General features: G+C 33.1%; 11 protein-coding genes. 6 read left to right on the top strand and 5 right to left on the bottom strand.

The genetic code is table 11. The annotated features are described in order from the left end of the window. A complete protein-coding gene (gene priA / locus Q0870_RS13660) occupies positions 1–2,454 on the top strand; it encodes a primosomal protein N' (RefSeq protein WP_298556241.1) in 2,454 nt (817 codons plus the stop codon). Between the two features lie 15 nt (positions 2,455–2,469). Here priA and Q0870_RS13665 read toward each other — a convergent pair whose 3' ends face one another. Then, complete coding sequence (locus tag Q0870_RS13665; protein ID WP_019388305.1) at positions 2,470–3,165, bottom strand: LytTR family DNA-binding domain-containing protein; 696 nt, start codon at positions 3,163–3,165, stop codon at positions 2,470–2,472. A 199-nt stretch (positions 3,166–3,364) separates the two neighbouring features. Here Q0870_RS13665 and rpsF point away from each other — a divergent pair, with 199 nt between their 5' ends. The 5 genes from rpsF (at position 3,365) to hisS (ending at position 6,634) form a co-directional block, all read left to right on the top strand. Continuing rightward, the gene (rpsF, locus tag Q0870_RS13670) at positions 3,365–3,703 is read left to right on the top strand and encodes a 30S ribosomal protein S6 (RefSeq protein ID WP_298556244.1); all 339 of its coding nucleotides are present in this window, start codon (positions 3,365–3,367) and stop codon (positions 3,701–3,703) included. A 3-nt stretch (positions 3,704–3,706) separates the two neighbouring features. Then, positions 3,707–4,003, top strand: a complete 297-nt coding sequence (gene rpsR, locus Q0870_RS13675; RefSeq protein WP_144117832.1) for a 30S ribosomal protein S18 — start codon at positions 3,707–3,709, stop codon at positions 4,001–4,003. A gap of 13 nt (positions 4,004–4,016) precedes the next feature. Beyond that, positions 4,017–4,460 (top strand): 50S ribosomal protein L9, encoded by a 444-nt coding sequence (rplI, locus tag Q0870_RS13680; protein ID WP_298556246.1) that lies wholly within the window; start codon positions 4,017–4,019, stop codon positions 4,458–4,460. A gap of 95 nt (positions 4,461–4,555) precedes the next feature. Next, on the top strand, positions 4,556–5,023 hold the full coding sequence (locus Q0870_RS13685; RefSeq protein ID WP_298556248.1) for a DUF6495 family protein: 468 nt from the start codon (positions 4,556–4,558) through the stop codon (positions 5,021–5,023). Positions 5,024–5,257: 234 nt separating this feature from the next. Beyond that, positions 5,258–6,634: a histidine--tRNA ligase gene (gene hisS / locus Q0870_RS13690; RefSeq protein ID WP_298556250.1), complete on the top strand. Its 1,377-nt coding sequence runs from the start codon at positions 5,258–5,260 to the stop codon at positions 6,632–6,634. Positions 6,635–6,724: 90 nt separating this feature from the next. Here hisS and Q0870_RS13695 read toward each other — a convergent pair whose 3' ends face one another. From Q0870_RS13695 to Q0870_RS13710, 4 genes are all read right to left on the bottom strand, one after another. Beyond that, positions 6,725–9,943 carry a LamG-like jellyroll fold domain-containing protein gene (locus Q0870_RS13695; protein WP_298556253.1) on the bottom strand — a complete coding sequence of 1,073 codons (3,219 nt, stop codon included), beginning with the start codon at positions 9,941–9,943 and terminating at the stop codon, positions 6,725–6,727. Between the two features lie 155 nt (positions 9,944–10,098). Continuing rightward, positions 10,099–13,296 (bottom strand): LamG-like jellyroll fold domain-containing protein, encoded by a 3,198-nt coding sequence (locus Q0870_RS13700; protein WP_298556255.1) that lies wholly within the window; start codon positions 13,294–13,296, stop codon positions 10,099–10,101. Positions 13,297–13,490: 194 nt separating this feature from the next. Beyond that, positions 13,491–20,105 carry a choice-of-anchor D domain-containing protein gene (locus Q0870_RS13705; protein WP_298556257.1) on the bottom strand — a complete coding sequence of 2,205 codons (6,615 nt, stop codon included), beginning with the start codon at positions 20,103–20,105 and terminating at the stop codon, positions 13,491–13,493. 255 nt (positions 20,106–20,360) lie between these two features. Beyond that, positions 20,361–21,053, bottom strand: a 693-nt coding sequence (locus Q0870_RS13710) for a T9SS type A sorting domain-containing protein (protein ID WP_298556259.1), incomplete at its 5' end; no start/stop codon positions are given.

Genomic DNA, 21,053 nt, shown 5'->3' on the forward strand with positions numbered 1-21,053 from the left:
ATGGCTTTCTTTATTGATGTTATTATTCCAATTCCGCTTCAAAAATTATTCACTTATAGTATTACCAATTCTGAGGCTAATTTTATAAAGCCAGGTGTGCGTGTTGCTGTACCATTTGGGAAATCTAAAATTTACACAGGTATTGTATATAATGTTCATAATAATGCACCTACCGCTTATGAAGCCAAGGATATTCAACAAATTTTAGATGAAACACCTATTGTTAATCAAATTCAATTACAGCTTTGGGAGTGGATTTCAAGTTACTACATGTGTACGCTAGGAGATGTTATGCGAGCGGCATTACCAAGTGCTTTTATTTTAGAAAGTGAAACTGTAATTTCTAAAAATAGCGTTAAAACTATTGATGAATCAATTTTGAAGGATGATGAGTTTTTGGTTTATGAAGCTTTGCATCATCAATCAAATTTAAAAATTCACGATATTTCTAATATTCTTGATAAGAAGAATGTGCTTACAGTAATTAAAAGACTTATTGAAAAAGAGGCTATTTCTGTTGATGAAGAAGTGTTTGAAAAGTATAAGCCTAAATTGGTACGCTATGTTAAATTACACACTAGTTTTACTTCAGAAAAGGCGCTTCATGGTTTATTAGATGAATTGAGTAGAGCACCAAAGCAGCGTGATGTTGTGATGACTTTGTTTTCTATTTCAGCTAAGACGAAAAAGCCCGTAAAAGTTAAAGATTTATCAGAAGAAAGTGGTGCATCCGCATCCATTATAAAAGCATTAGTAGATAAAGGTGTTTTGGAAGAGTATCATATTCAAACTGATAGAGTAGAATATTCTGGTGAAGATACTGAAGCTTCAAAACGATTAAATGAATATCAAAAAACAGCTTTAGGCGAAATAAAAGCATCTTTTGAGAAACACCAAGTTACCTTGCTGCATGGTGTAACGTCTTCAGGTAAAACAGAAGTATATGTTAAGTTAATTGAAGATACATTAAACGAAGGGAAACAGGTATTGTATTTACTTCCTGAAATAGCGCTAACCACTCAATTAATTACAAGGCTTCAGAATTATTTCGGAGAACAAGTAGCCGTTTTTCATTCAAAATACTCAGTTCATGAGCGTGTTGAAGTTTGGAATAATGTTCTGCACAATTCCGCGAAAGCGAAAATAATATTAGGAGCGCGCTCATCTATATTTTTGCCTTTTAATAATCTAGGATTAATAATTGTTGATGAAGAGCACGAGCAATCCTTTAAGCAGTTTGATCCTGCTCCACGTTATCATGCCAGAGATACTGCTGTTATTTTGGCATATATGCATCAAGCTAAAACACTTTTAGGTTCAGCTACACCAAGTTTGGAAAGTTATTTTAATGCGAAACAAAATAAGTATGGTTTTGTTGAAATCACAAAGCGTTATAACGATGTGTTAATGCCAGATATTGAGTTGGTTGATATTAAAGATAAGCTGAAGAAGAAACGGATGAAAGGGCATTTTAGTGATAGGCTTATTGAAGAAATGACTGAAACTTTAAAAGATGGTAATCAGATTATATTGTTTCAAAACCGACGTGGATTTTCGCCTATTATAGAGTGTAAAACCTGTGGTCATTCTCCGCAATGCCCAAATTGTGATGTGAGTTTAACGTATCATCAATATAGAAATCAACTGCGTTGTCATTATTGTGGATATAATGCTGCTATGATGCAAGATTGTGAAGCTTGTGGAAGTCAAGATTTAGATAATAAAGGTTTTGGTACAGAGCAAATAGAAGAAGAAGTAAAATTGTTATTTCCTGAACATAAAGTAGCGCGTATGGATTTAGATACTACTAGAGGCAAATATGGTTACGAAAAAATAATTACAGCTTTAGAGCAACAAGAAATTGATATTTTGGTAGGAACGCAAATGCTAACCAAAGGGTTGGATTTTAGGCATGTAAAGTTGGTTGGTATTATGAATGCTGATAATATGCTAAACTTCCCTGATTTTAGGGCACATGAACGTAGTTTTCAATTGATGCTTCAAGTATCGGGTAGGGCAGGACGAACTGAGGAACGAGGAAAGGTTTTAATCCAAACCTATAACCCATATCATAATATATTACAACAAGTATCTACTAATAATTATATTGATATGTTTAAGGAACAAATGGACGATCGGTATAATTTTAAATACCCGCCAGTTTATAAACAGATAAAAATCACTTTAAAGCATAAGGATTATAATAGAGTAGAAACAGCTTCAATTTGGTACGCTAAATCATTAAGGCAGCTTTTTAAAGAACATGTATTGGGGCCAGAGTCACCGCCTATAGCTAGAATTAGAAATCAGTTTCATAAAAATATTTTGGTTAAAATTCCTAAACAACACTCGTTAGCAAAAACGAAAGAAGCTATTATTAAAATTAATAATAGCTTCTTGAGTATAAAAGATTTTCGGTCAGTTAGGGTAATTTTAAATGTCGATAACTTTTAATATTGTTGTGTGCTTTTAAATATTATTTAAAGCATCAACTAATTGGGTCTTTTTATTTCTACTTAAAGGAATTTCGTAAGCGCCAACTTCAACATTTTTACTGTTGAATCTGTCAATCTTATCAAGATTCACGATATAAGATTTATGAATTCTTAAAAATTTACCTTCTGGTAATTCAGCTTCAAAAGACTTCATTGTAGATAATACTACTAAGCTGTTTTCTTCTGTAACAAGTTTTACATAATCACCAAGAGCTTCAATCCACTTGATATCCTTAATGTAAACTTTACGTTTTTTAAGGTTACTCTTCACAAATATATGTTCTCCTTCTTCTTCATTAAAGTCTAAAGTCAATCTATGTTGCTCTAAGGCTTTATCTACAGAAGTATTAAAACGTTCTCTTGTAATTGGTTTATGTAAGTAATCGGTAGCGTCGTAATTAAAAGCTTTAAAAGCATATTCGGTTTTACCGGTTACAAAAATAATTTGGGGTTTGTTGTTTAATACGTCTAAAAGTTCAAATCCATTCAATACTGGCATTTCAATATCGAGGAAAATTAAATCAACTTGATGCGTATTTAAACCATTTTTAGTCTCTAAAGCACTACTGTACTCTGCTATTAAATTAAGAGAGGGGTGATTCTCTACAAGTTTAACAATAGAGAGACGTTGTATTGCTGAATCGTCTACTACTACACAGTTTAAAGTCATAACATTTATATTATTTCGGTTAAGATATCGACAATAGTACGAATAATTCGGTTAAAAACCAAAAAACATCGTTTAAATGCGTTTTTTAACATAATATTAACAAAATAGCACATCTAAATTATTAAATAACAAAAACGTTGCCAGAAAGGTAAATTATATTTATTTTTGCACCCAATTTTTAACAATAAAAACGATTTTTATGAATCATTATGAAACTGTTTTCATCTTAAATCCCGTTTTATCTGAAGATCAGATAAAGGAGACAGTAAAGAAATACGAAGATTTTCTTGTTTCGAACGGCGCTAAGATGGTATCAAAAGAAGATTGGGGACTAAAGAAATTAGCTTATCCAATCCAAAACAAGAAAAGTGGCTTTTATCATTTATTTGAGTACACTGTATCTGGAGAAGTAATAAACCCATTAGAAGTTGAGTTTAAGCGTGATGAGCGTTTTATGCGTTATTTAACGGTTGCGTTAGATAAACATGCAATTTCTTGGGCAGAAAGAAGAAGAGTTAAACTTAAACAAAAAGCCTAATTTATGTCATCAATAGAACAACAATCAAAAGGAAAAAAAGACGGCGAAATTAGATATTTAACGCCGCTTAATATTGATACTAACAAGACTAAGAAATATTGTATGTTTCAAAAGTCTGGTATTAAGTATGTAGATTACAAAGATCCTGATTTTTTAATGCGTTTTATTAACGAGCAAGGTAAAATTTTACCACGTCGTTTAACAGGAACCTCATTAAAGTATCAAAGAAAAGTGGCAGTAGCTGTAAAAAGAGCACGTCACTTAGCATTAATGCCTTACGTAGGAGATTTATTAAAATAAAATACCGATAACAATGGAACTTATATTAAAACAAGACGTTGAAAATTTAGGATTTAAAGACGATGTTGTAACAGTTAAGAACGGTTATGGTAGAAACTTTTTAATTCCTCAAGGACAAGCGATATTGGCTACAATTTCTGCAAAGAAAGTTTTAGCTGAAAATTTAAAGCAACGTGCTTTTAAAGAAAAGAAAATAGTTGATGATGCTAACAAAATTGCCGAGGCAATTAAAGCATTAGAAATTAAAATACCTGCTAAAGTTGGTTCAGGAGACAAATTATTTGGATCTGTAAATAACATTGATATAGCAGCCGCTTTAGAAAAAGAAGGACAATCAATAGATAAAAAATTCATAACAGTTACTACTGTTAAGCGTTTAGGTAAATATACTTCGGTAGTTCGTTTACACAGAGAAGTATCAGTTGATTTAGAATTTGAAGTTATAGCGCAAGCATAAGCTTTAAATAAACATATTTTGAAAGCCTCAACCTAGTTGGGGCTTTTTTTGTAAAATTTATATGATTTACGTTTTTACGAAAAAAATAATTTTTAATGAAATACGCAAGACTTACAAAAGAACAGTTTGAAGAATTACATCAGGAATTCATCAATTTTTTAGCAACACAATCTATAACTGCAGATGAGTGGACTAATTTGAAAGCCAATAAGCCTGATTTGGCTGAAATGGAATTAGATGTATTTAGCGATTTAATTTGGGAAGGCGCTTTAAATAAAGCTGAGTATATAGAGCATATTGCGCCACAGCATATGTATTTGTTTCATTTAGATGATGCTAATATGCACGCCATAGTTGTAAACTTAAAAAATGATGTTGATATTACAACTCAAGAAGGCTATGCATGGTTACGTGAAAACTTAATGGACGAAAACGTTGAGTTTTTACAAGCTGATAAAGATTATAGCGAAGATAAAAATTTGGATAAGTTCAAAATGATTGAACAAGGTGCTAACATTACCAAAGGCGAATTATATAATTATTTTTATAAGTTGATAAATTAGAATTGAACCGTCATTGCGAGGAGGCACGACGTGGCAATCTGTTAATTATAGTTTTAATTCATGAGATTGCCATACTTCGACTGCGCTGAGTACAAGCTAATTTTTTCTGATGAAAAAGCTCGCAATGACATTTTCATTCTATATTTTTGTCATTCTGCACTTGATGCGGAATCCACTTTGAAGAATAAATTTTAATAATCATTAAATGAGATACCTGCTTTCGCAGGCATAGTTATGGCTCAAAAACCAAGTATACCAAAAGGAACCAGAGATTTTAATCCAGAACAAGTAGCAAAACGAAACTATATTTTTAATACCATTCGTAATGCTTTTGAAACCTTTGGATTTCAGCCTATAGAAACACCTAGTTTTGAAAACTCGGATACGTTGATGGGAAAATATGGTGATGAAGGGGATCGTTTGATTTTTAAGATTTTAAATTCTGGTGATTATTTATCTAAAGCTAATGATGAAGCTTATTCCGAAAAAGATTCGACTAAACTTACTTCATCAATCTCTGAAAAAGCCCTCCGATACGACCTCACAGTGCCATTCGCGCGCTACGTAGTACAACACCAAAACGAGATTGAATTCCCGTTTAAACGTTACCAAATACAACCAGTTTGGCGTGCAGATAGACCTCAAAAAGGCCGTTTTAGAGAGTTTTTTCAATGTGATGCAGATGTTGTTGGAAGTAAATCATTATGGCAAGAGGTTGAGTTTATACAATTATATGACACTGTTTTTTCAGCCTTAAAACTGAAAGGTGTTACCATTAAAATAAATAACAGAAAAATACTTTCAGGCATTGCTGAAGTTATTGGAGCAAGTGATAAGTTAATTGATTTTACGGTTGCTTTAGACAAGTTAGATAAAATAGGCGAGGAGAAAGTAAAAGAAGAAATGCGTTCTAAAGGTATTTCAGATGAAGGTATTTCAAAATTACAGCCTTTATTTACATTGTCTGGTTCATTTGAATCACAAATTGAAAGTTTAAAAGGTATTCTTAATACTTCCGAAGATGGACAAAAAGGTATTAAAGAATTAGATTTTATAAATTCAGCCATTATCGAGTTAGGATTGTCAACTGCTAGCTTACAATTGGATGTTACTCTAGCTCGTGGTTTAAACTACTACACAGGTGCTATTTTTGAAGTGTCTGCTCCTAAATCTGTGAAAATGGGTTCTATTGGAGGCGGCGGTCGTTATGATGATTTAACTGGCATTTTCGGAATGAAAGATGTTAGTGGCGTTGGAATCAGTTTTGGATTAGACCGTATTTATTTAGTACTTGAAGAATTGGGTTTATTCCCGGAAACGGTAAACAAAAATGTTGAAGTTTTGTTTATCAACTTTGGAGACAAAGAAGCTTTGTTTAGTTTAAAAGCAATTAAGCAATTACGTTTTCAAGGTGTTAACGCAGAATTATACCCTGATGCTGCTAAAATGAAAAAACAAATGAATCATGCTAATAAGCGCCATATTCCATTTGTAGTTTTGGTTGGTGAACAAGAAATAGAATCTAATACGTACACTCTAAAAAACATGAGTTCTGGAGAGCAAGATAAAGTTTTGCTTGAAGCATTAGTTTCTATAATAAAGAAGTCCTGAGGATCAACCCAGGACTTGAAAATAAGTTAAGTATAAAGAAGACATTTTTTGTGACTAACTTCAAAATAATTTCATTAAGAACTCAACTTTTTATTTTATAAATACTTTTTTAGAAATAGTACCAAATTCAGTTTTAATTTTTAAAATATAATTACCAGTTTTAATTTGGTTGGCATCGTATTCCAAGTGGTTTTCATTAGTATTGGTTTGGAACCTAAATAAAGCTTGACCAAGAATATTAAACATTTCTACTGATTCTATTGTTTTTGATGCAGGGTTATTTATTACAATACTGCTCTTTTCATTTGAATAATATACTTCAATTTGTTGGCTACTATTTTCTTCTACACCTAATGTTTGAGTTTTAGAAAATGTAATTTCAAAACGGTTTAAATATTCCCCAGCTGGAAGGTAAGTTTCATATTTACCTTGATTTAAATCATGGTAAATATTTAAATCTTTATCATGTAAAAAGACCTCTAAATTACTTGGTGCATTTTCTAACTTATCAATAGTAATATTATTTAAACCAGCATTTTTGGTGTGCAGACCTAAAGGAATAATAGTTTGTTCATCAATTTGGTTGACACCTTGAATTGTGAATTTTTCATTTTCAATTAACCAATAAATGTCATCAATTTGTGTGTCAATATATTTAGAATCATATCCCCAATCATATCCAAGAGTTGTGTTTTCGTCTACAGTTATTAAAAGTTGTCTATGAAGTGTGTTAATAGAATTAAATCCTATTCTTAACTTCATTCTAGTATCATTGAAGTTATTAGTTTTAGTTGATTTAGATTTTTTTGTATCAGAATTTTTGGTAAATACGGAATTACTACCATCTTCTTTTTGAAATACACGTTGCCCATTGTTGAAATTAATAGTGCCGCCATTTTCGGCAGTAACAAAGAAACCTTGTGATACTGGTATATAACGTCCAGGCAATTTTGTTGGTGTTCCTCCAGTAGCCACATCAGGGTCTGAAGTTCCCATAGCTGCAGCAGGAACGGCTCCAGATAACGAATAGGTTGCATAACCACCTTGATAATCACTAAGATGATGAGAGCCACCTCCCCAATGTTCCCAGAAGTATAATGTACCATTTATAGTTGAACCAACATCAGTTCCTGAAATTACAGGACCATTATCAATTATAAACTGATGGGCATCAATGGCTGATGGGTAAGGGTTACCAACTAAATAACTATTTCCAGGGCTAGCCGTTAAATTAATATTCCCATTGTTTGGTTTTCCATTAAAAATATAGTTTTGAGGGTCAGAAATATCACCAGTTCCAGGTCCTTTCATTGTAAATCCTTCTCCTGTTAACATGGTTCCTGTACTGCGTACATGTTGCCAAGAAGCATAGTCATCGGTTAGCCTGTTGTTATATTTCCAAATCCAATAGTCTGCTACTGCTACAGGCGATGCAGAACCATCATACCCATAAGTTAAAAAGTTAATGTTAGTTATAACATCTGGGATTGTGTAACTATTATTATTTGTGGAATTATTGGATACGCCAACTGGAGATGACCAATAGTTATAAGTAAATTTATCAGCAGTGCCTTGTTGATCTCTTTCTAGTGTTCCAGAACTAGTAGCATCAAGCTCACTATCTGCTGTTTGAATAAATTGTGATTCATTTTCTAAATCTATGTCACCATCAAGTTTAACATACCAAGAATTGTATAGTCCAGAGTCTCCTTTAACATCAAGTTTACTACTGCTATCTAAAATTAAACCAACTGTTGTTTTGTCGGTGTTAATTTCCATATCCCCTTTAATATGTACAATGGCGCATTCTGGGGGTGCACTGTGTATATCCCATACTGTTCCATGAAGCCAATTGCTTGAATCTGTCCAATCTCCACTACAAGATGCTGTTGTCTCATAAGGTAAAGGCGCGGTGTATTCTTGATAGGTTCTCATGTTGTTTAAGTGACCAGGAACATTGTTATTTGATTCGTCTGGCGTATATCCAGTATCAATTATACCCATTTTGTAATAAAACTCTAAATCACTCCAACTTAAGCCTTCTATATCTTTTGGTATAATAGTGCCTCTAACATTTCCAGAATTGTTTTCAATTTCCTGATTTATTTGTCTATGGATTTGATTTAAGTTAAGTGCTTTATTATATAATCTACATTCGTATATAGACCCTTCAAAATATGCATTATCATTGAGTGTGTTTCGCCCTATTTCAAAATCATGATCAGAATTCCATGAGGGCATAGTAGTAAGTGACGTACCTACTAATACTGCATTTGTATAACTCCAAATATTTGTTCCATTCAAATAAAGATCTGCTATTCCTAAATCTCCATTGTATCTTAACGTTACATGATACCAGATATTATCATTTAATAGAATACTGGCAGGACTTGGATTGCTAACTGTAACATTGTTATTTGTTCGTATAAATCCTCTTATTTTTTTTCCTCCATCAACATAAATTCTAAAATTAGGTTGTCCCATTATTTCTCCACCATCTGAACCGCTATCTAATTTTATCCAGGTCATCATAGTAAGGTTAGTTTTTCCTCCTAAAAAGGCTGGTCTATCGATATAATCATTAACACCATCAAAATCTAATGTTTGCGGAATACAAAAGCTAAAATTTCCTAACCCAGAGCCATGAATGTTAAAGTTTGAGCAAGTATCGCAATCTTGCCATAAAAAGGAAACACTTGTAATGTAATCTGAATCTAAAAAGTTTATTCCTACCATAGCATTTGTGCCAAAAGTAGATGGGTTATTAGCATTAACAACTCCTGTAGCATTATTACTTGTGTAGGATGGGGTTGCTGAGTTTGTAAAAGTTGGGTAAATTGTACTACCTGAAGTGGTAGTAGCCATTATTGTATATTTATCACCATTAGCTCCACCTGCATTTACATGGGCTAAATCAAATGCAAGAGCATAAATAGGAGAACTAAAAGTTATAGTACATGTTATGCCTCCCGCTGAAAGACCATTTGTAAAAAGATCTAGGTATTCATCTGTAGTGCCACTTGCAGATGTGCCTACTTTTGGAGTTTGCCCCCCCCAATTACCTAAAGAACCAGTATCGCCAGTAAAGGTTACTGTAAAATCTATACCAGAACCATCAACGTTAGTAAATGTATTTGATAATGCACCAGCGGCTAACCAATCAAATTCACTGGATGTCATTGGAGTAGAAGACCAATCTAATGTGAAATTCTCTCCACAGCTTGGAGGACTATGTAATTGAGCCGTCACTTTTAGTGAACACAGGACGCTAAATAATACCATAAATCCTGTTATAGTAATTTTTTTCATAAATGGGTTAATTAGTTTGGGGCTAACTATTGTTTTTTATATATGATTTAAATAATCATGATCTAATATATAAAATATCTTACAAATAAAGATGAAAAGTATAAAAAATTCGATAAAAAACATAAAAATACAAATTTTTGTCTGAATTTTATATCTTAATTAATTAAAACTTTTTTCGAAATCATTCCAAATTCCGTTTCAATTTTTAAAATGTAATTACCCGTTTTAATTTGTTTGGCATTATATTTAATACGTTTTTGGTTAGTATTAGAGTTAAATCTAAAAAGGGTTTGTCCTAGAATATTAAACATTTCAACATATTCAATTTGCTTAGATGCTGGATTATTTATGACAATATCGTTTTTCTCATTTGAAAAATAAACTTCTATCTTTTTGTTTTCATTTTCTTGAGTATCCAAAGTATTATTCTTAGAAAAGGTAATTTCAAAACGATTTAAATACTCTCCCACTTCTAGGTAGGTTTCATATTTGCTTTGTCTTAAATCATGATAAATATTTAGTTCTTTATCATATAAATAGATTTCTAAATCGCTTTGTACATTTTTTAAATCATCAATTTTTATGCTATTATATCCATCAGTTTTTGTGTGAATCCCTAAAGGAATAATCGTTTCATGATTAATTTCATTAATTCCTTGAATAATATATTTATTATTACCAATTAGCCAATACATATCATCAACTTGTGTATCAATATATTTGGAGTCATAACCCCAATCATATCCAGAGGTCGCATTTTTATCAACCGTTATTAATAGTTGTCTTTGTAAGGTGTTCACAGAATTAAAACCAATTCTTAATTTCATTCTTGAGTCATTACCATTAACTACATTATTTGTTTTACTACCATTTTTATGAGCTACATTAGTTTGGGTATCTTCAATGTAGAAAACACGTTGGCTATTATTAAAATTTATTGATCCGTTAGTTTCAGTGGTAGTGTAAAACCCCTGGCCAACAGGTATGTATCTATTTGGAATATCTTCTTGATAGTTTCCTGTTGCAGTATTTTTTGTGTCGTTGTTTTTTCCAACTGCAGGAACACCTCCTGAAAGTGAATATGAGGCATAACCACCTTGATAATCGGTCGCTATATGTGAACCACCCCCCCAATGATTCCAGAAATATAGTGTGCCATCTGTTGATCCTTGACCGGATATGGTTGATTTATTGTCTTGAATAAATTTAACAGCATCAATAGCAGAAGGATATGGGTTCCCTATTAAATAGTCGTTTCCTGCGTATACTGGTAAACTAATATCGCCATTATTTGGTTTTCCTTGTAGTCTATATTCTTGAACTTCAGTTATAGATTTTGCCCCAGGACCTTTCATTGTAAATCCTTCACCTGGTATTATTTCTCCAGAGCTTCTTACGTGTTGCCATGAAGAATAATTGTCAGTAAGTTTATTGCTATATTTCCAAATCCAATAATCTGAAATTGATAATGGAGAAATGATTCCATCATAGCCAGCAGTTAAAAAATTTACATTGGGAAAAATGTCTTTTACGGTATAGCAATTATTTATAGTAGAATTATTTATTTTACCAACAGGGGATGACCAGTAATTATAAGTAAAATTATCTGCAGTTCCTTGTAAGTTTTTTTCAAGAATGCCAGAACTAATTTTATCCAATGTACTATTCTCTGTTTGTACTAATTGAGATTTTCCTTCTAAATCGATAATTCCATCAAGTAATAAGTACCAAGAATTAATTAATGCAACGTTTTGGTTTACTTTTAATATACCATCTTTATTAACGATAAGTCCAGTGGTTAGAATATCCATGCCTACTTCTAAATTTCCGTTAATTTTAATGATTGAATGCTCAGGAATTTTAGTATTTATATTCCAAACTCTTCCATGAAGCCAATTATTTGAATTGGTCCAGTTTCCATCGCACGAATTTGTTGTTTCGTAGGGTAGAGGGGCTGTATAATCTTGACTTTCTTGCGATATTAGCATGTTATTCAAAATACCATTTCTATTGTTATTGGAAATATCTGAAACAAATCCAGTATTTGCATTTTTCATATTGTAGTATAGTAACAAATCATCCCAAAATAAACCTTCAATATTTTTAGGTATTACTGTACCTCTAATATTTCCATTATTGTTTTCAATTTCTTGATTTATTTGTTGGTGTAATTGATTTTCATTTAAAGCTTTATTGAACACTCTGCTTTCATAAATGGACCCTTCAAAATAATCGTTATCAAATTGTGAATTGCGTCCTATTTCAAAATCATGGTTTAGGTTCCAAATAGTAGTGCCATCAATAGTGGTTCCCACTAGGGCATTATCTGAATAATTCCAAATGGCTTTTCCATCTAAATATAGTATTACACTTCCTTCGTTACTATTGAATTTTAGAGCAACATGATGCCAAATGTTTTCATTTAAAATGTACTCTGATAAATCTGGAGATTTAATTTCTGATTCAGTATTAGTTTTTAAAAATGCGTTTAACCTTTTAGATGAGTCTACAAACAATCTAAAGTTGCGTTGCCCCATAATTTCACCACCATCCGATCCTTCATCTAATTTAATCCAGGACATCATGGTTACTTCTGTTCTGCCTCCTAAAAAAGCGTCACTATTAATATAATCATCTTGACCATCAAAATCTATAATTTGTGGTGCGCAAAAGCTAAAATTCCCTATACCTGTTGCATGAGGTAAATAATGGTCGCAGGTATCGCAATCTTCCCATAAAAAAGACACGCTTTTAATATAATTAGAGTTTGAAAAGTTGACACCAATTATTGCATTGTTTGAAGATGTTAAGTTAGAAATTGCATTTACAATTCCTGTATTGGTATCTGAATTATAAGAAGGAGAAGGGGAGTGCGTGAATTCGGGATAAATAGTATTTCCATCTTTGTCTTTACCCGTAAATGTATATTTATCACCATTAGTTTCCCATTTGTTTATGTGGTGAATATCAAATGATAATGCGTATATAGGTTTGCTAAATGTTATGGTACAGGTAATTCCTGTTCCAGAAAACCCATTTGAAAGTAAGTCAATGCCTTTGTATAAATAACTAGATTGAGTGCCTACTTTAGGAGTGTTTCCTGACCAAAAACCTAGGGTTTCTGTTTCTCCAGTAAATGTAATAGTAACATCTGTTTCTGAACCATCTACATTAGTATATGTGTTAGTTAATTTTCCTGGTGGCCAATAATAATCGTCACTAGCAGAGTTTGTAGTCCAATTTAAATTGAAATTTTGCCCACAATTAGGTTTAGAATGAAGTTGTCCGTAAATTTTAGTACTACAAAATAATAGAGAGAGTAATATAAATATATTAGTAGCAAAATGCTTCATGAGTAGATGTTTGTTTTGGGGCTAAACATTATTTTATATGTAAAAATTTGCTTAGCGAATATAGCAATTATAATCCATATAATCGATAAAATGATTACAAAGTCCGATTAAGTGTATTTTTTGTAAAAAAGACCTAAATTATATTTAGGGCATATTCTTATATTAAAAATTGTGTTTTACTGTTATTTTGATTATTAATTAACTAATATCTTTTTAGAAATAGTTTTATTTTCTGTTGTTAAGTTTATAATATAAACACCAGTATTTAGTTGCTTAATGTTAAACTCATGGTAGTTTTTGTTAAGGTCAAGGTCATCATCATTTATATTGAATATTGATTGACTCAATACATTATACATTTCAACAGTTTTAATGTTTATTAGTTTAGGATTGTTAATGATAAGGTTCTCTTTATCATTTGAAAAATATACTTGTAAATCTAATTCTTCGAAACTTTCTGTACTTAAAGAACTATTACTAGTAAAGGTTATCTGAAAGCGATTATTGTACTCTCCTGGAGTTAAGTATAAACTATATGCGTTGTCTCTTAAGTTATGATAAGTGTCTAATTGTAAATCATGAACATAAATGTTTTTATTAGTATCTATGTTTTCTAAATTATCGATTCTTACAACAGCTAAGCCTTCTTTTGCTATTTTCATGCTAAAAGGTATTTTTTGTTCTTCATTAAAATTATTGACAGCTTGAATTAATAGTTTGGATTCATCTAAACTCCAATACATATCTTCTTCGTTACTTTCAATTAGAACAGCATCGTACCCTAAATCAAAATTATTTGAAGCATTTTTATCAACACCAGTTAATAGTTGACGATGAAATCCATCAGGAGAATCAAACATTAATCTTATTTTTTCTCTAGTATCAATCTCATTTTTGGCACTGTTTTGTGACTTTTTACCATTTTTATAGAATACAGAACCAGTATTACTTCCAGAAACTATTTCTTTTTGGTAAACTCTTTGGCTATTTTTAAAATTTAAATCACCATCTATAATGGGTTGAACTAAGCCTGTTAATCCGCCATCATTAGCTGAAACAAAGAAGCCTTGTCCTACAGCAATATATCTTTCAGGAAGTTTAGTTCCAGAAGCATATGTTGCATTAATTCTAGAATCTGTTGATATTGCCACAGTACCTCCCATTAATGTATAAACGGCATAACCACCTTGGTAATTAGCTAAATGATGACTGTTTACGGCAAAATGATCCCAAAAATATAATGCACCATTAATAACGTTTCTATCATTATTACCTCCATCTGCTGTATGGATGTTATCTAGAATAAATTGATTTGCATCTAAAGCTGAAGGGTATGGATTACCTATTAAATAATCGTTACCCGAGTTAATGGCTAAGTTAAAATCGCCATTGTTTGGCTGCCCTTGCATAATGTAGTTTTGATCTGAAGTTAAAGTTCCAGGGCCCTTCATTGTAAATCCTTGTCCAACTGATAATGATCCAGTACTTCTTACATGTTGCCATTCTGAATAATCATTAGTTGGTCTATTTGCATATTTCCATATCCAATAATCGGCATTTTGAATTGGTGAAGCCGTACCGTCGTACCCCCAAGTTAGGAAGCCTACATTAGTCATTATATCTGGTAAGGTATAGGTTGCATTGCTTGTTGGAGACACAGGTGAGCACCAATAGTTGTATAAATAGGTATTGGAATAACCTTGTTGGTCACGCTCTAAAGTACCAGTACTGGTAGCATCAAAATCACTTCTATCCAATTGTACTAATTGCGATTCTCCTTCTAAGTCTATAGTACCATCAAGTTTTAAGTAATGCGACACCGTAAGACCAATACCTGTATTTGAAGCAGTATCTCCGTTTACTTGTAAATCACCACTATTAATTATTAATCCTTCTACCGAACAATCTCTGCTTCTTGCAGCTGTTGGAGATGCACCTAAATAAGTGTCATGGTTTATTTCAACAATATTCCAGCCAATAGGTGTTGTGCCATCAATAATTGATAATGAATTTGGTAACGGTTGAACTGCGTTATTTAACCATGTAGCATCGGCATCCCATGAACCTGCAGCTTGAGTTTCATATGGTAATGGAGCAGTTTGGTAATCTACTGTATTTAAGTTTCTCAAAGCACCTTGATTACCATTTCCAGACATATCATCTGTGTTAGTATAGGTGTAAACAGACATTGGATAATAGCCTTCTAAATTACCCCATGGAATGGCATTTATTTCATTATTTGTTATTGTTGTTGGTATAACGCTTCCTTTTATTTGTGCTATAGTATTATCATCTGGATCTGGGAAATGTGTGATTTCTGATAATTCTTGATTCATAATATACCTTAATTGACCTGGAATTAGAGCAATATTCCATACCCTTACTTCATCAATAATTCCTGCAAAATAATCGGTTGTATTTGGGTCAAAGCCATCGGCTGCTGCAATTAAGAATTTTTGTGTTGTTGCTACAGGAGCTGGTAAAGATGTGCCTACCGCGCTTAAGGTAGGGTCTAAAACACCATCTATATATAAATTTGCATTACCTGAATTGTAAATTACAGCTACTTGGTGCCATTCGTTTTCTGGTATGGCTACTCCTGATGTTAAAGTTGCTGCACCTCCGTTTAATGTAAATGCCAATCTTCCAGAGCCATCAATTCTTAAGTCGTAACCTTCAGTATTTGCTGCGTTTCTTTTTGAAACAATTGATGCATTAGTAGTACCAGGATCTCTTTTTATCCAAGCAGATAATGTAAATTCAGTTGTGTTTAAATCTAAATTATCTTCAACATCAATATAATCAACAACGCCGTCAAAATAGATAGAACGTTCTCTGATAATTTGTGGCGCGTAACCAAAAGTGATGTATTTGGTAGCATTAAAGTTATAGTCTGTTTCAAGATTTCCGCTACCATCTGGAGTCATTACTCTATAGTCTGCAGTTGGATCAAAAATACCAGTGTCAGATATAAACATATAGTAACTTCCAGGAGGTGTTATGTTTCTAATAGCACTTTGCGGAATTCTTACTTTACAAGATGGAATATCTCCACCAGTTTCAACAACTTTCCACGTACGTTGCATTGAAACGAAAGAAACGGGAGTTGATAAGCCAGCAATACCATCGCTCATATCTACAGCAATTGCGGCGGCAGCTAAATTTAAATCGGCACCATCATTACCCCACATTAAAAACTCTCTATCATTAAATGTAGTTGGGTTACTAGATTGATTATCGCTATTTGTATCGTAAATATCAGATAATCCAATACTTAATATACCTTCAATTGGTCCATCAACATCAGTTTCATCATTAACACTACTTGATTGTTTTTGGTTTAAATCTGAAGCATCATCTCTACCAATACCTGCAACATCATAGTTGTAGCCAGCGTTTGCAGCAGTATCCCAGATAACAGTTTCTTGCGAATCAATGTAATCTACATCATTTAAATTTTGAGCAGTTACACTATTTGTATCGTGCAATGTTATTCCATATTTTATTGCTAAAGAAGATAAAATTTTGTGCTGATCTAAAGATGTATTTTGATGAGAATAACTTACAACCTCACTAATTTTTCCATCGAAAAATGTATCAAATGGGTGTCCGTTTATTGAAATTCTACCACTACCTAAGCAGAAGTATGAATTTAAAAATTCGTTAAATGGTAGCGTTTCAAATAATGACGATGTTTCACCGGTAGCATTATCTATTCTAATACCATTCTTGTAAATTTCTGTTAAGTTGTTAGCAGGATTATTTTTAATATTAAATACAATGACTTCACTATCATAAGAGTCTGTTGCACTAGAATATGTTCTACCATAAGAACCTTGAGGGTCTATACCACCTGTTAAAGATGGCGGTACAGTACTTACCATATGGTTAACCATAGAATCATAATTAGTGAACCTTTGCGAACCTGCACCAAAGTATAAACCAGAGCCATCACTATGCATAGTTTGGTTAGCAAACCTACCAGAAATAGGTGCTTGTGTACTAGATATTTGTCTATCAATAATACCATCCGTTTTTAGTACTATAAAATACTCCCTTGCAAAATAACCACCTTTTCCTTTCATTACATCTTGGTTGGCTTTTACAAAATCTACATAAGGATTAAAGTTAATATTTCCAGTAGCATTATTATTAAAAGTTGGGCTAGTGGCTGTAACACTTACGGCGTCATTATTTTGAGCTTGATCGCTCCATGTAGCAATATCAGCACCATCAGCAGTTACTCCAATTTCAGAGTCTGCTTTTAACCATAATGTTAGGTTATTAGTAATACCACCTGGTCCGTTTGTAGGATTTGGAAATGCAACATCTGGGTCTCCTTTTACGAATACATTATCAAAATTAAAACCATCACCATTTGAAGTTTGGGTTGAAAAATGAACTCTAAATTGAACGGTTGGTACAGCAAGCGATGAAGGTAATGGAATTTTGGACTCATGAAAGTTGTTTCTTCCTGCAACAATAGAACCTCCAAATAGTGTAGTACTGTCTCCAGACCAACCATTTACACTTCCTAATGCGTTAACACTAGCAGAATTATACCAATTTGTACCAGAACCGGTAGCTCCTAGAGTTGACCAATTTGTACCATCAGTACTATATTCTATTATAGCACCATCATTAGTATCTGTTTGGAAACGAACATCTATATGTAATACTAAGTTATCAAACCCAGATAAATCTATAACAGGGCTTGTTGCATAGGTAGATGTATTGGTTGCATAATTATTATAAGTGTTTGTATACCAATAGTTAGCTTCACCAACTTCAGTAGCATTTGTACCATAAGCCCAAGTAGAACCTGAACCAGTATCAGACATTGTCCAACCACCGTTGCTATTGTCAAAATTTTCATAATATATGGTATACAAAGGATCGCCAGAAGTACTAGAACCCTGAACAACAAATGTGTATGGGTTTTCGTCTACATCATCACTATCAATTGAAATTGTGGCCTGTACATTTGTGCTGACTACACTTGGGGCATATCTTACAACAAAAGTTAAATCACCACCGCTAGCAATTGTTGATGCCGTTGGTTGAGATAAAATATAAAAACCAGAATCTCCAGATATATCAACTAAAGGAAAACCTCCAGTTAAACTTAAAGGTGTGGTTCCTGTGTTTTGAATTGTAAAGGTATGATCTATAACTGCGCCTATAGCTACTGTTCCAAATTCGGTATCATCACCAACTATTGGTGTTGTATCTCCATCGGGAATAGTAGTTCCGTTTCCTTGAATATTAATTTCTGGAGCGGGAGCAATTGCAGTTCCCTGTACTACGAAAGTATATGGGTTTTCATCGCCGTCATTATTATCTATAGATACAGTTGCTTGAAAATTAGAACCTATAACGGTTGGGTCGAACCTTACAACAAAAGTTAAACTTGCACCAATACCAATAGTATTAGATGCTGGTTGTGTTAAAATAGAAAAAGCAGCATTACCACTTATATCTACTATTGGAGTTCCACCTGTTAAATTTAATACAGCTGTACCAGTATTTTGAATTGTAAAAGTATGATCTACAGTTAAAGAAGTTGGTATTGAACCAAACTCAGTATCATCACCTACAATTGGAGTTGTATCTCCATCAGCAATATCAACACCATTACCTTGTATATTTATTTCTGTAGTTGGAGTAAATGAAGAACCTTGTACAACAAAAGTGTATGGGTCTTCATCTGAATCATTATTGTCGATAGATATTGTTGCTTGTGCATTAGTAACATCAACAGTAGGAGAAAATCTAACAACAAAAGTTAAGTCGCCACCACCACTAATAATATTATTTGCACTAGGTTGTGTTTGAATAGAAAACGCTGCGTTTCCACTAATATCAACCAAAGGAACTCCACCAGTTAAGTTTAACGTAGCTGTTCCTGTATTTTGAATTGTAAAAATATGATCTAAAACTGTAGCGTTAGCTATTGAACCAAATTCTGTATCATCGCCTGCAATTGGAGTTGTATCTCCATCAGTAATATCAACACCGTTTCCTTGTATATTTATTTCTGGTGTTGGTGTTGCAGTCCATGTTAGAATTACTAGACCCGGGGCACCATTACCGCCAATTCCATTTCCATCACCTGATGCACCTCCGCCACCGCCATAATCTTCACCATCTTGACCATTATTATCATTACCGCCATTACCGCCATTACCAGTACCGCCATTACCATTGTTTGTTCCACCAGCTCCACCTGGAGGAGCAAAATCACCGGCAGCATCAGCACCATTACTTCCATTACCACTATCGCCAGCAGCACCACCGCCAGCACCACCTTCGTCAAAATCACCATCACCACCGGCACCACCACTAAATGCTAATTGACTTGTTACAGTACCAGTGAATGAACCACCGCCACCATTACCGCCAAAACCACCACTTCCTGGGGAGGTTAAACCACCATCACCACCATTTGCGGTTATTGTTCCAATTGTATGAGTAACTATAGTATTTCCTCCGTTGGCTCCATCATTTCCATTTGATGTAGCACCAGTACCACCATTTCCAATTGTTATTGTAATATTATCTCCAGGTGTTACAGCTATTGTTCCACCACGGAAACCGCCACCGCCGCCACCGCCGCCGCCATCGTTACTAGCTTCATCAGCACCACCGCCACCTGCACCCCATGCAGCAACGTTAACTGATGTTACTCCTGCAGGAACTACGAATGTTCCACTAGATGTAAATGTTTGACTTTGCGAAAAAGCAACTGAAGAAAATAGAATACCTACTATAAGTATACATGACCTTAATAAAAACGTAATTTTTTTCATAAGAGGTTAAATTTAGCTTGGGACTAATTATTTAAGCACCAAATGTAGATTAAAACTCCATGAAATACAAATTTAATCGATTAAATGCATTTTAATATTTTAACTAATTGAAAATCAATATATTGAAAAATGGTATTTTTTTAATTGTAAAAGCTTTTAAATAATTATTACAATCAAGATTAATTATGCCTAATTACATAAAAAAGGGTCGAGTTATTTATAACCCGACCCTTTTATTTTAAGCTTTTATTCAGTTTAATGTTTTATTAACCTTTTATGAATAGTTGCTCCAGTTTCCTTATTTGTAATTTTGAATAGGTAAGGAGCTTCATCTAGTTTATCTAAACCAGAAACATTTATTCTACTATTCATACTTGAATATTGTCTGTCAATAATAACTCGTCCATTTAAGTCTAATATTTTAATTGTGAAATCACTATTGTTAAAACCTAAAGGTAAATTAATAGTAATGTTATCATTAAAAGGATTAGGTATTATTGACACATTTCTTAGAGTGAAATCATCTCTATTTAAAGTGATTAAGTCAGATCCGTTACAATCTTCATCAATACCATTGTTTGGTATTTCAGTAGCGCCAGGATATATTGTGTTATCTGTATCATCACAATCAGTTAATGGTAATACAGTTGTAGTGTAACCAATACCAGGATCTGTACATTGCGTTACAGTTGATATTGCAAAATTATCACCATCAGCATCTAAGTACCAAACTGTTGCAGGCGTTACGGTTAAGTTCAGCACTAAATCGGCAGTACAACCATCGTTAGAAACTCTAACTCCGGTTTGATCTGTGGTATAATCGTTTCCGTTACCAGCAGTCCAAGTATAAGTTTCACCCGAACAGATAGTGGCATTAGTCACATCATCCGCAGGTTTAGGAGTCACAGTTAAATTAAGAACATCATCCGCAGTACAACCATCATTAGT

This window comes from uncultured Algibacter sp., from assembly GCF_947487575.1.
GTDB lineage: Bacteria > Bacteroidota > Bacteroidia > Flavobacteriales > Flavobacteriaceae > Algibacter_B.